Consider the following 15854-nt stretch of genomic DNA (forward strand, 5'->3'; position numbering starts at 1 on the left):
CCTACGGGGAGCTTTTTTATGACTGACGGAAGAGTAAAGCGATGCGTAATTGCCTGGTTATCGTGATGGGCCTGCTACTGACGCTGGGTGCGTTGGGTGTTTACCGCTTAACGGACTTCACGCTGCCGACGGATGCGCAGCAACATACCTTGCAGGTGGATTATCAACAGAGCCGGCTTGAAGGAACGTTAATTGTTCCGCACGGCGTGGTTTCACCGCCAGTGGTATTGCTGGTGCATGGCGATGGGGCACAGGATCGCTGGTCGGACGGCGGCTATCTGCCGCTTGTGCGCTATCTTGTCTCTCAGGGTATTGCGGTGTTTTCCTGGGACAAGCCAGGCGTGGGAGCAAGTCAGGGAAACTGGCTGGCGCAAACCATGGATGATCGCGCGCACGAAGCTGCCTTTATGCTGCAACAGCTTAAACAGATGCCGGAACTGACCGTGAGTCGCGTTGGCTTCCTCGGCTTTTCCCAGGCGGGTTGGGTTGTTCCCGACGCCAGCGCCTTCGCGAAGGCGGATTTCGCCATACTGGTTGGCGCAGCGATCAACTGGCGCGATCAGGGGAGCTATTATCTGCGCCAGCGACTCAGCCGGGAAGGCATGTCAGAACAAAACATCCGTGAGGCCGTGGCCCGTGATAGCATTGATTTCGCGACACAGTTTACCCCGCAAGCGGCGTTACGCCCGTGCCAGGCGAGCTGTAACCGGGATGATTTTGAGCGCCGTAATGCCTTTGCTGATGCCAGGGGTGCCATTGCCCGCATGCACACGCCGGTGATGATCCTGATGGGCAAGGACGACAGGAATGTTGACCCACAGGAAACACTCACGGTATGGGCGGCGGACTTACCGGCCAATACTGTGCGCTGCATCAAACCGGTTGCTGGCGCAACGCACGGCTTACTGAGAAGTCGCTGGTTTGATTATCAACTGCCTTCCCAATGGCCACTCTGGAAGCAGGGGGTGTTTCTGTTATCCGGTCAGTACGCCTGGGCACCGGGCGCGCTAAGCGGGATAACGGGCTGGATACACACCGGCACGTGCATACAGTAAAGCGCGCAGACATAAAAAAAGCCTGCGCGGGGCGCAGGCTTGTTCACAATAGGGAGGGGTTACGAGCGTGACGCTTCTTCTACCAGCGGCGCTTTTGTTTCTTCATTCGGCGCAACCGGCGCAGTGCTGTGGATAGCCTGCACGCGTTTACGTACGCCAAACCAGCCAGCAACCAGCAGAACGGCGATCAGCGGGATCGAGCCGATGGTATAAGTCCCATTCGGGTAGTCGAACGCCATCAGCACCAATACGCTGAACAGGAACAGCAGGGTCAGCCATGACGTGAACGGCGCGCCCGGCATTTTGAAACTTACATCCGCCGCTTTACCTTCTTTGATGGCTTTACGCAGACGCATCTGGCAAATCACGATAAACGCCCATGATGCGATAATGCCCAGCGATGCCACGTTCAGAACGATTTCAAAGACCTGCGACGGCACCAAATAGTTCAGGAACACCCCAACAACGTATACACCAATGGTGACCAGAATCCCGGCGTAAGGCACGTGATGACGGCTCATTTTCGCCATGAATTTTGGTGCGGAGCCACCCATCGACATCGAGCGCAGGATACGGCCAGTAGAGTAGAGACCCGAGTTCAGACTGGAGAGCGCAGCGGTCAGCACCACCATGTTCATGATGTCGCCGATGTACGGCACACCCAGTTTGGAGAAGAAGGTGACAAACGGACTCTGACCTGCCTGATAGGCATTCCACGGCAGCAGCAGTACCAGCAGCACCACAGAACCGACGTAGAACAGACCGATACGCCAGATCACGCTGTTAATGGCTTTGGGCACCATCGTCTGCGGATCTTTACATTCGCCCGCCGCGGTACCGACCAGTTCAATGGAGGCAAAGGCGAAGACCACGCCCTGAACCAGTACCAGCGCAGGCAGCAGTCCGTGCGGGAAGAAACCGCCATTGTCGGTAATCAAATGGAAGCCGGTTGTGCCGCCGTCCAGCGGTTTACCGGTGCCGAGGAAAATCGTACCGACAACGAGGAATACCACAATCGCCAGCACTTTGATCAACGCAAACCAGAACTCCATTTCGGCGAACCATTTCACGCCGATCATGTTCATGGTGCCGACGATCGCCAGCGCGCCCAGTGCAAATACCCATTGCGGGACATCACCAAATGCGCCCCAGTAGTGCATATACAGCGCCACAGCGGTGATATCCACGATACCGGTCATCGCCCAGTTCACGAAGTACATCCAGCCGGCAACAAACGCGGCTTTTTCACCCAGAAATTCGCGGGCATACGAGACAAAACTGCCGCTGGAAGGACGGTGCAACACCAGTTCGCCCAGTGCACGCAGAATAAAGAAAGAGAAGATACCGCAAACCAGATAGACGATAGCCAGCGATGGCCCCGCCATTTGCAGTCGGGCGCCTGCGCCCAGAAATAAACCGGTACCGATTGCGCCGCCAATGGCGATCATCTGTACCTGACGGTTACCCATAGCCCGGCTGTAGCCCTCTTCGTGAGAGTTAAGCCAGCGTCGTTTTGCCGCGTGATGATCGGCAGCGTGGTTGTGATCTTTTTTCATTGTTTACCTGTTCACCTGTCTGAACCTTGCTGAGTTCCTCAACCCTCGGGATGGCTAACCAAACGATTGCCCCGTCGGGTAAACGCCCTGTCTTTCCAGTCATTCTGCGTATGGATAAGACAAAACATGGCGCAGCATCGTAACCGCAATCGATTACTGACGCAAAACATACACACCAGAAAGACGGCGAGTATTAGTGGAAATTGTGAGGTCACCGGTATCAGGTAGTGTAACTGATTCATAATGGCGAAAAATGCAACAGAAATAACCGTGAGCGGCCAAACGGATTTTAACAAATCAGAACAATCGTCTTCTTTTAACCCTAAGCCTTAACACTCACCACAGCGCCTGCATGCCCTTACTTTGCTAATTTTTTGCTTATTTAATGTAAATTAATTGTTTCACAGCGAATTCAGCGCGTCCTAATAATAAAAGCCTCTTTTCTAACGTGAGTGCGCTGCATGTCTTATCGTCTGAGTCTGCTGGATAAAAGTCCCATTGCGGAACATGAAACCGCGCAGGACGCCCTGAATCGTACGCTGCAACTGGCTCAGCGTGCGGAAAAATGGGGCTATCACCGTTTCTGGATAGCCGAACATCACAACACCGCGCAACTGGCCAGCCCGTCTCCTGAGCTGGTTATCGCCTGGATCCTCGGTCAGACCCAACGTATTCGCGTCGGCTCCGGTGGCGTGATGCTGCAACACTACAGCCCGTACAAGGTCGCGGAAAACTTTAATCTGCTGGCAACCCTTGCGCCAGGACGGGTCGATCTCGGCGTCGGCAAAGCACCGGGCGGATTACCGCTCTCCACCCGCGCATTGCAGCAGGGTGTGCACAGCGAGGAGAAGGGCAGTTTTGCCGATCAACTGGCGCAACTGGATAACTGGTTATCGCTGGCGAAAGAGGAAAGTGGAGAAGACACGGTACTGGCCACGCCATTGCCTGCGCAGCGTGCTGCGGGTTTCTTGCTCGGTGCCAGCCTCGAAAGCGCCGAACTGGCGGCCCGGCTGGACTGGAACTTTGTTTTCGCAGCACATTTGAATGGCGATAAAACGCTTCTTCGTGACGTTGTCACGCAATGGCAACAACACAGCCAGCGCGATACCTTCGTTGCGGTGCAGGTGATTGTCGCCGCGACGCAAGCGCAGGCCGATGCACTGGCGCAGCAAGTGGAAGTCTGGGGTGTGGAGTTAGCCAATGGTCAACGGGTTAGCGTCGCCAGTGAAGCGCAAGGGCATGCTTTCGCTCGTCAGGCAGGCAGCCCGGTAGTACGTATTGCGCGCCGGGAACCGTCACTGATTGCCGGAACGCCGCAAACGGTGCTGGCCGGGCTGGACACGCTGCATCAGCACTATGGCATCCATGAATTTATTATCGACACCCCCATCGCTGAAGGGACGGCGCGAATCCGTTCATTACAGTTGCTGGCGGAGGCGTTCGCTGAAGCGCATACCCCTCAGGAGGTGGCAGGATGAGTTTTGCCGGACAACTGATCAACTGGCGGCGCGAGCTGCACCAACATCCAGAACTCTCATTACAGGAGTTTGAAACCACCCGCCGTATTCGCCACTGGCTGGAGAGCGCCGGATTACGTCTGCTTCCACTGACGCTGCCGACCGGCGTGGTGGCCGAAGTGGGCAGCGGAGAAAAGGTGGTAGCGCTGCGGGCGGATATCGACGCCTTGCCCATTGACGAAGCCGTCGATGTGCCTTTTGCGTCGCGTAACCCCGGCGTGATGCACGCCTGCGGACATGACGTTCACACCAGTGTGATGCTCGGCGCAGCACTGCTGCTGAAAGAGAAAGAGCCACAACTGGCAGGTCGCGTGCGTATTCTGTTTCAGCCGGCGGAAGAGAATTTCGGCGGTGCGAAACGGTTGATCCAGGCTGGTGCGCTGGATGAGGTGAACGCCATTTTCGGCATGCACAATGAGCCAGGATTGCCGGTGGGCACCTTTGCCACACGTAGTGGGGCCTTTTATGCCAATGTGGATCGCTTTTCGCTGAAGGTCACCGGTAAAGGTGCGCATGCCGCGCGTCCACACGAGGGCAACGATGCGATCCTGCTCGCCAGTCAGTTAGTGGTCGCGCTGCAAAGTATCGCCAGCCGCAATATCAACACGCTGGAGTCGGTGGTATTGAGCGTCACCCGCATTCAGGGCGGTAACACCTGGAACGTGTTGCCGGAAGCGGTGGAGCTGGAAGGGACGCTGAGGACGCACCAGATTACCGTACGCGACCAGGTAAAACGCCGCGTTAACGACATTGCCGCCGGACTGGCGCAAGCGTTCGATGCGGAGATTGCGGTCCGTTGGTTTGAGGGACCCGCCGCGCTGGTGAACCATGATCGATGGGCCACCTTTGCCCGCGATGTTGCCGACTGGCACGGGTATCGCACCGAAGAGGCCGACCTGCATATGGGCGGCGAAGACTTTGCAGTCTACTTACACCATATTCCCGGCGCGTTTGTCAGCATCGGCAGCAACAGCGAATACGGCTTGCATCATCCGGCGTTTAATCCCGATGAGCAGCTCATTGAAGGCGCTGCGCGTTATTTCGCGCTGCTGGCGGAAAAAGCCTTACTCCAACACTGATGTGAATGTCTTTATCCAGGGCTCCGGCCCCGGGTCACCTGTTGCCTGAAAAGGAGGATGGATTATGTCTACAGAACGACAATTGCGGCTCGGCACAATATTACAGGGCGCATCAGGAAATATGTCCGCATGGCGTCACCCGGCGGCAGTCGCGGACGCCAGTATTAATTTTGACTTTGTGCTGGAAACTGCGCGCATTGCTGAACAGGGTAAATTCGATTTTTTATTCGTCGCCGACGGCTTATATATTAATGAAAAATCGATCCCGCATTTTTTAAATCGTTTTGAGCCTATCACCGTATTATCCGCACTGGCCAGCGTGACTCATCACCTTGGACTCGTGGGTACGCTCTCCACGTCATACAGCGAACCGTTTACCGTTGCCCGGCAGTTTGCCAGCCTCGATCACCTCAGCAAGGGGCGTGCGGGCTGGAATGTGGTGACCTCACCACTGGAAGGGTCCGCGAAGAACTTTTCCCGTGCACAACATCCCGATCACGCCCTGCGCTATCGCATTGCCGATGAATATCTGGAGGTGGTGAAAGGGTTATGGAATTCATGGGAAGAGGACGCGTTTATCCGTGATAAAGCCAGTGGGCAATTTTTTGATCCTGCTAAATTACATACGCTCAACCATCACGGTGATTTCTTTCAGGTGGCCGGGCCATTAAATATTGGCCGCACGCCGCAAGGGCGACCGATTATATTCCAGGCCGGTGCCTCAGACGATGGCAAAAAGCTCGCAGCGCATCACGCCGACGCCATTTTTACCCATCAGGAAACGCTGGAAGAGGCAAAAGCGTTTTATCGAGATGTGAAAACGCAACTGGAACAGTATGGTCGTCGCCACGATGAGCTGCATATTTTCCAGGGCGTCAGCGTGATCGTTGGTGACAGTGAAGAGGATGCGGAGCAGCAGTATCAAACCACGGCGGCGTTGGTCTCTATCGATGATGCGCTTAACTATCTGGGGCGTTATTTTGAGCACCATGACTTCAGCCAGTACTCGCTCGATGAGCCCTTCCCGGATATAGGCGATTTAGGGCAAAACAGTTTTCGCAGCACCACCGACGAGATCAAACGCAACGCCCGCGAGCGCCATTTGACGCTGCGCCAGGTGGCGCTGGAAAGCGCATCGCCGCGCCCGCGCTTTTCCGGTACGCCACAGCAGGTCGCCGATGGCTTACAGCAGTGGTTTGAAAACTATGCCGCCGACGGTTTTATCATCCAGGGCGGGACGCCAGACACTTTCCCGCGTTTTGTCGACAACGTTGTTCCCCTGTTGCAGGCGCGCGGTCTGTTTCGCACGCAATACCCCGGCACCACACTGCGTGAAAGTTTAGGCTTGCCGCTGCCGGTGAATCCCTTCTCACAACAATAAAAGATGAGTTAACGCTATGCAGAAAACATCGCTATTGCTGGTCATGATGCTGGCGCTTACGCCGCTGGCCTGGGCAAAGGACGTCACTATCAACGGCACGGGCGTCAGCCTGGAGGCCAATAAAACGCCGATTACGACGGCAAAAAATGCAGACGCCATCGCACAACTGCCCAAGGATTACCACTTTGTCACACCGGGCAAACTGACCGTTGCCGTCGCGGCGCTGAACTCTCCGCCGCTGACCGTGTTTGCCGATGACAACAAAACCCTGCTCGGTAGCGAGGTGGACATCGCCCGCCTGGTGGCGAACAGCCTGGGACTGGAGCTGAATGTGGTGCCGACCTCGTGGGAAGACTGGCCGCTGGGTGTCACCTCCGGCAAGTACGATGCGGCAATCAGCAATATTACCGTTACCAAAGAGCGCAAAGCGAAGTTCGATTTCGCCACCTACCGCAAAGATTCGCTTGGCTTCTACGTCAAATCCACCAGTGCGATCAAACACATTGAGCACGCGGAAGACATCGCTGGATTGCGCATTATTGTGGGCTCCGGCACCAACCAGGAGGCGATCCTGCTGGCGTGGAATGCCGAAAACCTGAAAAAAGGGTTGCAGCCGTTTACGCCGGTGTACACCAAAGATGATGCGGCCCAAACCCTCGCGCTGCAATCCGGTCGCGCCGACGCGTACTTTGGACCGAACGTGATCGGTGCCTGGAAAGCGGCATTGACCGGCAATACCAGGCTGGTTGGCAGCGTGGACGGTGGCTGGCCGAAAGCAGCGCATATTGCGGTGACGCTGCGTAAAGGCAGTGGCCTGGTTGAACCCGTGCAAACCGCGCTCAATGGCGCTATCAAAAACGGGGACTACGACAAGGTACTCAATCGCTGGGGCGAAGGGGTGGAGCGTATTCCGGCGTCGGAGATCAATCCGGCTGGACTGGGCGATTAAGGAGACGGCAATGCGCGAACAATTCCGCGACGTTTCGCCAGAAGCGCAGGAGCTACAACCCATTTTAGCCGGGCTGTTTGGCGAATACGCCGCACGTTACGGTGACTACTTTTCCCGCGATGCAGAAGTGGAACGGACCGAATGGTATTTAGCGCCAAAGGGGCTGTTTATTGTGCTGGAGCGCAACGGCGAAATCATCGCCACCGGGGCTTATAAACCGTTTGATGCACAGACGGCAGAAATCAAACGTATCTGGACCAAACCCACACTGCGTAAACAGGGGCTGGCGGCACGCGTGGTGCAGGAGCTCGAACGTCGGGCGCAACGTGCGGGCTACCGCCAGATCTACCTGACCACGGGCTTTCGCCAGCCGGAAGCGGTACGTCTCTACCTGAGTCAGGGGTATCAGGCACAGTTTGACCTGAACCGCGATCCGGAAGAGTTCAGTCAGCCGCCATTTGATGGTCGGCTGCGTTTTACCAAAGCGCTGCTGGCAGAAAAATTGAGTAAAACCGCCTGAGGAGCGACCATGAAAAGTCCAGAAATCGTGAAAGTGGTGCCGGCACGCTATCCGCTCCGCACCGTCGGCGCGTTTGTCGCCCTGTTCGTGCTGGCCATCCTGGTGCAGTCGGTGGCCTTTAACCCGCGCTGGGAATGGGCGGTCTTCGCCCGCTGGTTTTTCGACCCGGTGATCCTCAAACACTGCTGTTAACCCTGTTGGGTGCCGTGCTGAGCGTGATGTTCGGCGGTCTGCTGGCACTGGCCCGACTCTCCGCATCCTGGCTGTTAAGCAGCCTTGCGTGGAGCTATATCTGGCTGTTCCGCTCGCTGCCGCTGATCGTGGTGTTGATCATTTTGTATAACTTTTCCTATCTCTACGACACGCTGTCGCTGGGCATCCCGTTTACCGGCATTACGTGGGCGCGTTATGACACCATTAATGTGCTGGGGCAATTTTCTACGGCGGTGATCGGGCTAACGCTGGTGCAGAGCGCGTATACCGCCGAAATTATTCGCGGCGGTTTTCTCGGCGTCGACCACGGGCAGTATGAAGCCGCCGCTGCGCTGGGGCTCCCTGCCTGGCGGCGCACACTGCGCATCATTCTACCGCAGGCGCTGCGCACCATTTTGCCCTCCGGCTTTAACGAAATCATCAGTCTCGCCAAAGGCACAGCGATGGTGTACGTGCTGGCGATGCCGGAACTGTTCTACACCATTCAGATGATCTACAACCGCACCCAGGACGTGATCCCACTGCTGATGGTCGGCGCCGTCTGGTATCTGGTGATCACCAGTGTCTTGTCCGCGATTCAGCACCTGGTAGAACGCTGGCTGGCCCGCAGCGAACGGCGTTCGGCCATCAACCCGTCGCGCGTTCGTATTCATTCAGCCGCCACTGCGCGTATACCGCAACCACAGGAGCCTGCGCATGCCAACCTCTCTTAATGGCCATATTTCAATTACCGGCGTCAGCAAATACTTCGGTCGCCATAAAGCGCTGGATGAGGTTTCACTGGAGATCCCCCCAGGTTCGGTGACAGTGATCCTCGGGCCATCCGGGTCGGGGAAGTCCACCTTATTGCGCGCCATTAACCACCTGGAGCGCGTTGACGAAGGCTTTATCCGGATCGACGGCGACTACATTGGCTACCGCCAGCAAGGGGACAAACTGTATGAACTGAAAGAGAAGGAGATCCTGCGCCAGCGCGTCAACGTCGGCTATGTATTCCAGAACTTCAATTTATTTCCCCATTTAACGGTACTGGAAAATCTGATTGAAGCCCCCATCGCCCATAAAAAGCTGAGCCGCAAAGCCGCCATTGAACAGGCTTACGAACTGCTGGATGTGGTGGGGTTACGCCATAAAGCGGATGCCTGGTCGCGCCACCTTTCAGGTGGACAACAGCAACGTATTGCCATTGCCCGTGCGCTGTCATTGCGCCCGCGCGTAATGCTGTTTGATGAACCCACATCAGCGCTGGATCCGGAACTGGTGGGCGAAGTGCTGGATGTGATCAAGAAGCTGGCGCGCGCCGGTTCAACCCTGGTGGTGGTCACGCATGAAATTGGTTTTGCCCGCGAAGTGGCCGACCAGGTGGTGTTTATGGTCGATGGCAAAATTGTCGAGCAGGGCAGCAGCGACGAGGTGCTGAACCATCCACAACATCTGCGTACCCGGCAGTTTTTATCCCGGGTTTTGTAAGGAGCAACGATGAAACAAGGATTACTGGCACTGCTGTTGATCACCACAGGCAGTTTCGCCGCCGGGCAGATTGATTTACAGGCCAATGAACAGCCAATAAGCGTGCAGCGAGATGAGGCAGCCATCGCCAAAATCCCGGCCAGTTACAGGTTTGTCGAACCCGGAACATTAACCGTGGCGATCTCTGCGCTTAATTCACCACCGCTGGCGCTGCTCGCCAGTGATAACCGCACGCGTATCGGCAGCGATCCGGATATTGCTCGGTTGCTGGCGCAAAGCCTCGGCTTAAAACTCAACCTGGTGCCCACCGCCTGGGAAGACTGGCCGTTAGGCATCACCTCCGGTCGTTATGATGTGGCGCTGGTGAATATTGCGGTCACAGAAGCACGCAAACAGAAGTTTGACTTCGCCACCTATCGTGCTGATTCGCTGGCGTTTTCGGTAAAGTCCTCCAGCGCTATCCCGGCCATTCGTTCGGCGCAGGATCTCGCCGGACGCAAGGTGATTGTGGGATCGGGAACGAATCAGGAACGCATTCTGCTGCGCTGGAATGAAGAGAACCGCGTTGCCGGTCGGCCCCCGGCGCAGCCGATTTACCTGACAGATGACGCCTCCGGTAATCTCTATATTCAGTCCGGGCGCGCGGATGTGGTGTTTGGTCCACAGTCCGTGGCAGCGTATAAAGCGGCGCTAAACGGCACCACCAAAGTGGTTGGTCTGGGGCCGAAAAAAGCCTGGGTCGCCACCACCACCAAAAAAGGCAACGGGCTGGTTTACGCCTTGCAGGCCGCGCTGGATGGCGCTATTGCGCGGGGGGAATATCAACAGGTGCTGGCGCGCTGGGGGGAGCAGGGGGAAGGGGTCGAACGTTCTCTGGTTAACCCGCCGGGGATCACTTACGACGAATAAAAAACGCTGTTCCGCCGGGAGTACAACGCGCGGAACAGCGAGGCGTAGGAGAACGCCAGGATAACACTCAGGCTGCGGAAGGCGTCAGGGTGATACGCGCCAGCGAGCCGACAATAAACAGGTAAGAGAACAGGCCAATCAATCCCATTGAGCCAACATAGAGAATGGCGTAATCAAAGGAGTGGGTGTTGGCGAGGATCACGCCAATCACCAGCGGGGTGATAATGCTCGCCAGGTTACCGCACATGTTGAACACACCACCGGCAATCCCCAATACCTCTTTGGGCGACGTGTCGCTCAGTACGCACCAGCCGAGGTTGCCGAACCCTTTGGCGAAGAACGCCACACTCATGGCGGCAATCACCACCACTTCAGAGCTGGTGTAGTTTGCCATCACAATCACGCAGGAGAGCAGCATGCCGCAAATCACCGGGAACTTGCGCGCGGTCGTCAGGCTGTAGCCGCGTGTTAACAGCCAGTCGGAGAACACACCGCCCAGTAGCCCGCCAACAAAGCCTGCGATCGCCGGGATACTGGCAACGAAACCGACTTTCAGAATCGACATACCTTTGGCCTGGTATAAATAGGTTGGAAACCAGGTCAGAAAAAACCAGGTGATGGAGGTGACACAGAACTGGCCAATATAAACGCCGATCATCATGCGATTAATACAGACGCTTTTTATCTGCGCCAGGCTGATTTTAGCCGGCCCTTTTTTATTGCCTAATGTTGGTTCGCCGCCACCTTCGCGAATATAATCAATTTCTTGTTGGTTGATCGCCTTATGGGATAGCGGGTCGCGGACTTTTACCAGCCAGAATATACCCAGAATCACTCCAATAGCGCCAATATAATAGAACACATAATGCCAGCTCAGATTATGCAAAATAAGTGTCATTAAGGGTGTGATAATACCCAGTGAAATATATTGCGCCGCCTGGTAGACCGCCGTTACAAAACCGCGCTCTTTGTTCGGAAACCACTGCACGCTAAGACGACTGTTGGCCGGAAAGGCCGGAGCTTCAATAGCGCCCATCATCAGGCGCAGCACCACCAGTACGATAAGCGGGCTGGCATAAAGATAAATCGTGCCCTGAAACATCGTGACTACCGACCAGCCAATTAATGCGCAGCCATAAACCAGTCTGGATCCATATTTATCCAGCAGCCAGCCGCCGGGAATTTGCATAATCACGTAGGAAATCCCGAAAACCGAAAAAGCGAGTCCTAATGCTTCCGGATCAAAACCTAACTCTTTACTCATGATAGGGGCAACCACTGAAAGGGTGGCGCGGTCGGCATAATTAAATACGGTAGCAAGAAATAAAAAAATAAGGATGCTGTAACGCACATGAGTGCGTTTAATTATTGTATTCATCACAACTCCTCGCAACAGGGTTGAATGTTAGTGTAGGGAACAAAAAAGACGGGAGAGATATCCCGCCTGAGGTGAATACTTAGGGACGTTTGCCAAATTCACAGCTTTGTTGCGTCCAGGCGCGTGCCTGATCGCTGAGGGTAAAGCCCAGACCATGGCGATCGGACACGTACATGCGACCATCGCGCAGTTCGAGTTGCTCGTTGAACAAGGGATTCAACCATTCGAAATGCTCCAACCATGGCTCCAGCGGGTAAGCTGCTGACAAATGCAGGTGCACTTCCATGGCAAAGTGCGGTGCCAGTTTGCGGCCATGTTTTGCGGCTAAATCCATGATTTTCAGGAACGGCGAGATCCCGCCAACGCGGGGCGCATCCGGCTGCACAAAATCGCTGGCATTACCGAGGATCAGCTGTTCATGCTCGCGGAAACTGGTCAGCATTTCCCCGGTAGCAATCGGCGTATCGAGCGCAGCGGCAAGCTGCGCGTGTCCTTCGACATCATAGGCATCCAGCGGCTCTTCAATCCAGATCAGGTTGAATTTCTCCATCTGGCGGCCCATGCGGATAGCCGTTTCGCGGTCCCATTGCTGGTTGGCGTCTACCATCAGCGGGAAGTCATCCCCCAGCGCTTCGCGCACGGCAGTCAGACGGCGGATATCTTCTTTGGTATCCGGCTGGCCGACCTTAATTTTGATCCCGCCAATGCCGTTTTCCCGCGAGATGATGACATTTTTCAGTACCTGATCTAGTGGGGTATGCAGGAAGCCGCCGGAGGTGTTGTAGCACTGTACCGAGTCGCGATGCGCACCCAGCAGTTTCGCCAGCGGCAGGCCTGCGCGCTTGGCTTTCATATCCCACAGCGCAATGTCGAGAGGGGAGATAGCCTGTACCGCCATGCCGCTACGTCCAACAGACGCGCCAGCCCACAGCAGTTTGGTATAAATCTTATCGATATCGTTAGGATCTTCCCCCAGCAGATTGTCGGCGATCTCTTTGGCATGTGCATAAATGCCCTGGCCTCCCGCACGTTTGGAATAACTGAAACCGACGCCTTCAAATCCATCGCGACTACGGATTTCCGCGATGATGATCGCCACTTCGGTAAGGGGTTTCTGGCGGCCGGTCAACACTTTTGCATCGCTCACCGGGGTGGCAAGCGGCAGGAAGGCGAGGGAGAGTTTTACCCATTCGATGCGGTCGCCGGTTTCGGCGGCGGTTTTTACCCCTGCGGCTTTGGCATAGGTTACGGCATCAGAATTCGCACTTACGGTCATGATTAGCTCCTGAGGACAGTATAAATGTTTGCGCTAACATTTTTAAATCCGACGAAATGTAATGACCAGAGTTTCGCGCTGATTATGTACAAGAGATCACAAATCGATGCGGGAGAAGGGCAATTATTGGTAATGCGATCACATTTATCATCTTGCATTCAACGGTCAAGGGCAAAAATGATAGCGATAACATTCAAAGGATAAAACAGTGCATAACGCACTGATTTATGAGGGGAGAGCGGCAATGAAAGGAGAACGCGGTATAATACAAAAACAGAGGCGAATAACGCCGAATGCCGTTTAATTCTTTGTGAGTGACCATGTCGAAAACATCCCGTCCCGTACCGCCGCGTGCACCAACGCTTGAAGACGTCGCCCGTTCGGCGGGGCTCTCTTCAATGACCGTAAGTAGGGCGCTTAACACGCCGCAACTGGTGCGACCGAAAACCGTGGAAAAGGTGCTCGCCGCCGTCAAAGCCACCGGCTATATCCCGAACGCATTGGCGGGCGGGTTGGCGTCCCGGCGCAGTAAACTGGTGGCGGTGGTGGTACCGCAAATCAACAACAACATGTTTGTGGATACCATCCAGGCCATTAGCGATGAACTGGCGGTACGTGGTTATCACATGTTGTTATGCGTGGCGGGTTACACGCAACAGACGGAAGCGGAACTGGTGGCGGCGCTGTTGTCCCGTCGCCCGGATGGCATTGTGCTGACCGGTATTCACCACGCTACCGAACTGAAAAAAGTGATCCTCAATGCCAGTGTGCCGGTGGTGGAAATTTGGGATTTAACCCCGACGCCGCTGGATATGTTGGTCGGTTTCTCCCATGAGAAAGTGGGGCAGGCCACGGCGGACTATCTTCTGCGCAAGGGTTACCGCCGACCGGGACTGTTGTGGACAGTGGATAGACGTGCCGCCCAGCGTAAAAGTGGGCTGTGTGACGTGCTGGCGCGTCATGGTATTACAGATCCTGTTGCTGTCGATGTGGCACTGCCTGCTCGTTTTACCTCCGGGCGCGAGGGGCTGTCGCAACTGCTGGCCCGTGGCGAGTGTGATGTGATTGTCTGTAGCTCGGATACGTTGGCGCAGGGAGCAATTATTGAAGCGCAATCCCGTGGCATGCGGGTACCGCAGGACCTGGCGGTGATCGGTTTCGGCGATCTGGATTTCGCCGCCGGGAATCAGCCCGCCATCACCACCGTGAGTGTGGATCGGCAAATTATCGGCCAGCGCGCAGCGACAATGCTGGCAGACCGTATTGAAGGCAGCGAAGTTGACGAGCAAATTGTCGACATCGGTTTCCATTTTGTTGAGCGCGACTCCGCGTAACGGTAAGAAAATCAATGTAATGGGCACCCGCAACAGCGGTAACGCCAGGCTGACGAGTCGCATCGCCAGCCTGTTGAATCTTTCCGGGTTTGCCTCACCTTGTCACAACAGGCAGACGAATTTCTCATCACTCTGTCCTAAGCTTAGGGTTCCTCCTTTCAGGCGCAGGAGCCTTTATGATCACAGTGTATGGTGTTCCCGGTTGGGGATCGGCGATCAGCGAACTCATGCTCACGCTGGCTGACATCCCCTATCAGTTCACAAATGTTGACGGTTTTGATCAACCTGGTCCGCAGCGGCAGACGTTGCAGACGCTGAATCCACTATGTCAGGTGCCAACCCTACAACTGGACGACGGCAGCGTGATGACGGAGTCCGCTGCGGTGGCGTTGATGATCCTCGATAAGCGACCCGACTTAGCCCCCGCAGCCGGTACGCCTGAGCGCCAGCAATTCTGGCGACTGCTGGTGTGGCTGGTTGCCAATGTTTACCCGACCTTTACGTACGCTGACTACCCGGAACGCTGGGCGCAAGACGCACCGGAGCAACTGCGCGAAAGCTGCATACGCTACCGGAAGTCGCTGTATCTCTGGCTGGAGAGCCAACTTAAGGCAACGCCGTACGCCTTTGGCGAACAGCTCACACTGCTGGATATTTACCTGTGTGTGATGCGAACCTGGGGGCCGCGCCATTCGTGGTTTAAGGAGAATACGCCGAAGCTCAGCGCGATTGCGGATGCGGTAAATACATTGCCGGAACTGCAAACGGTGTTGCGCAGTAACAACATCATTTGATCATCCGCGTCAGGCGGCTGTGCTACTGTAACGGTCTCGAAAAATAAGGAGTTTGCTATGCCGCATGTTGATATCAAATGTTTTCCCCGCGAACTGAATGATGAGCAAAAAGCCGCGCTGGCGGAGGATATCGCCGGGGTGATTATTCGCCATCTGAACAGCAAAGAGAGTTCCATCAGCGTCGCCCTGAATCAGATCGCGCCGGACGACTGGAAAACGCAGGTCTGGGATACGGATATCGCCCCGCAGATGGCGCAATTGATCAAAAAACCCGGCTACGATATGTAAATCCGCCGCGGCCCAACCACTGGAAAAATGATGCCATCGCTATGGGTGCACAAGCTGGGTGTTTCAATAATAGTGAAACCCCGTTTTGTGCAGTAGTTCGGGTTTCCCGCACGGGGTAAATGATAAACAGGCATT

The 15854-nt window shown here is 55.6% G+C and carries 12 protein-coding genes and 2 pseudogenes; 11 read left to right on the forward strand and 3 right to left on the reverse strand.

The features are described 5' to 3' along the window. Positions 1-41 precede the first annotated feature (41 nt). Positions 42-1055 carry an alpha/beta hydrolase family protein gene (locus O9K67_RS12290; protein WP_061495960.1) on the forward strand — a complete coding sequence of 338 codons (1014 nt, stop codon included), beginning with the start codon at positions 42-44 and terminating at the stop codon, positions 1053-1055. A 59-nt stretch (positions 1056-1114) separates the two neighbouring features. Here the strand turns inward: O9K67_RS12290 and ansP are convergent, their stop codons facing one another. Beyond that, positions 1115-2611 (reverse strand): L-asparagine permease, encoded by a 1497-nt coding sequence (gene ansP, locus O9K67_RS12295; protein ID WP_061495958.1) that lies wholly within the window; start codon positions 2609-2611, stop codon positions 1115-1117. A 461-nt stretch (positions 2612-3072) separates the two neighbouring features. Between ansP and O9K67_RS12300 the strand changes: the two genes are divergently transcribed. The 7 genes and pseudogenes from O9K67_RS12300 (at position 3073) to O9K67_RS12330 (ending at position 10649) form a co-directional block, all read left to right on the forward strand. Beyond that, positions 3073-4089, forward strand: coding sequence for an MsnO8 family LLM class oxidoreductase (locus O9K67_RS12300; RefSeq protein WP_061495956.1), 1017 nt, complete (start codon positions 3073-3075; stop codon positions 4087-4089). After that, positions 4086-5207: an amidohydrolase gene (locus O9K67_RS12305; protein ID WP_061495954.1), complete on the forward strand. Its 1122-nt coding sequence runs from the start codon at positions 4086-4088 to the stop codon at positions 5205-5207. The genes O9K67_RS12300 and O9K67_RS12305 overlap by 4 nt, the downstream gene beginning before the upstream one ends. A 64-nt stretch (positions 5208-5271) precedes the next feature. Further along, a pseudogene (locus O9K67_RS12310) lies at positions 5272-7537 on the forward strand (NtaA/DmoA family FMN-dependent monooxygenase). A gap of 10 nt (positions 7538-7547) precedes the next feature. Next, positions 7548-8057 carry a GNAT family N-acetyltransferase gene (locus O9K67_RS12315; protein WP_061495947.1) on the forward strand — a complete coding sequence of 170 codons (510 nt, stop codon included), beginning with the start codon at positions 7548-7550 and terminating at the stop codon, positions 8055-8057. 9 nt (positions 8058-8066) lie between these two features. Continuing rightward, positions 8067-8983 (forward strand): annotated as a pseudogene (locus tag O9K67_RS12320) (amino acid ABC transporter permease). After that, a complete protein-coding gene (locus O9K67_RS12325; RefSeq protein ID WP_061495945.1) occupies positions 8967-9740 on the forward strand; it encodes an amino acid ABC transporter ATP-binding protein in 774 nt (257 codons plus the stop codon). The pseudogene O9K67_RS12320 and the gene O9K67_RS12325 overlap by 17 nt, the downstream one beginning before the upstream one ends. Before the next feature lie 9 nt (positions 9741-9749). Next, positions 9750-10649, forward strand: a complete 900-nt coding sequence (locus O9K67_RS12330) for a transporter substrate-binding domain-containing protein (protein ID WP_061495943.1) — start codon at positions 9750-9752, stop codon at positions 10647-10649. A 67-nt stretch (positions 10650-10716) separates the two neighbouring features. Here the strand turns inward: O9K67_RS12330 and O9K67_RS12335 are convergent, their stop codons facing one another. Next, positions 10717-12027: an MFS transporter gene (locus O9K67_RS12335; protein ID WP_061495941.1), complete on the reverse strand. Its 1311-nt coding sequence runs from the start codon at positions 12025-12027 to the stop codon at positions 10717-10719. A gap of 79 nt (positions 12028-12106) precedes the next feature. Further along, positions 12107-13303: an L-talarate/galactarate dehydratase gene (locus O9K67_RS12340; RefSeq protein WP_061495939.1), complete on the reverse strand. Its 1197-nt coding sequence runs from the start codon at positions 13301-13303 to the stop codon at positions 12107-12109. A gap of 320 nt (positions 13304-13623) precedes the next feature. Between O9K67_RS12340 and O9K67_RS12345 the strand changes: the two genes are divergently transcribed. The 3 genes from O9K67_RS12345 to pptA all read left to right on the forward strand — a co-directional run bounded on the left by O9K67_RS12345 (position 13624) and on the right by pptA (position 15719). After that, positions 13624-14637: a LacI family DNA-binding transcriptional regulator gene (locus O9K67_RS12345; RefSeq protein WP_061500036.1), complete on the forward strand. Its 1014-nt coding sequence runs from the start codon at positions 13624-13626 to the stop codon at positions 14635-14637. Between the two features lie 176 nt (positions 14638-14813). After that, the gene (locus O9K67_RS12350) at positions 14814-15431 is read left to right on the forward strand and encodes a glutathione S-transferase family protein (protein WP_061495937.1); all 618 of its coding nucleotides are present in this window, start codon (positions 14814-14816) and stop codon (positions 15429-15431) included. A gap of 57 nt (positions 15432-15488) precedes the next feature. After that, on the forward strand, positions 15489-15719 hold the full coding sequence (gene pptA, locus O9K67_RS12355; protein ID WP_061495935.1) for a tautomerase PptA: 231 nt from the start codon (positions 15489-15491) through the stop codon (positions 15717-15719). Positions 15720-15854: the final 135 nt, after the last annotated feature.

This window comes from Kosakonia oryzendophytica (genome assembly GCF_027886705.1).
Classification (GTDB): Bacteria; Pseudomonadota; Gammaproteobacteria; order Enterobacterales; family Enterobacteriaceae; genus Kosakonia; species Kosakonia oryzendophytica.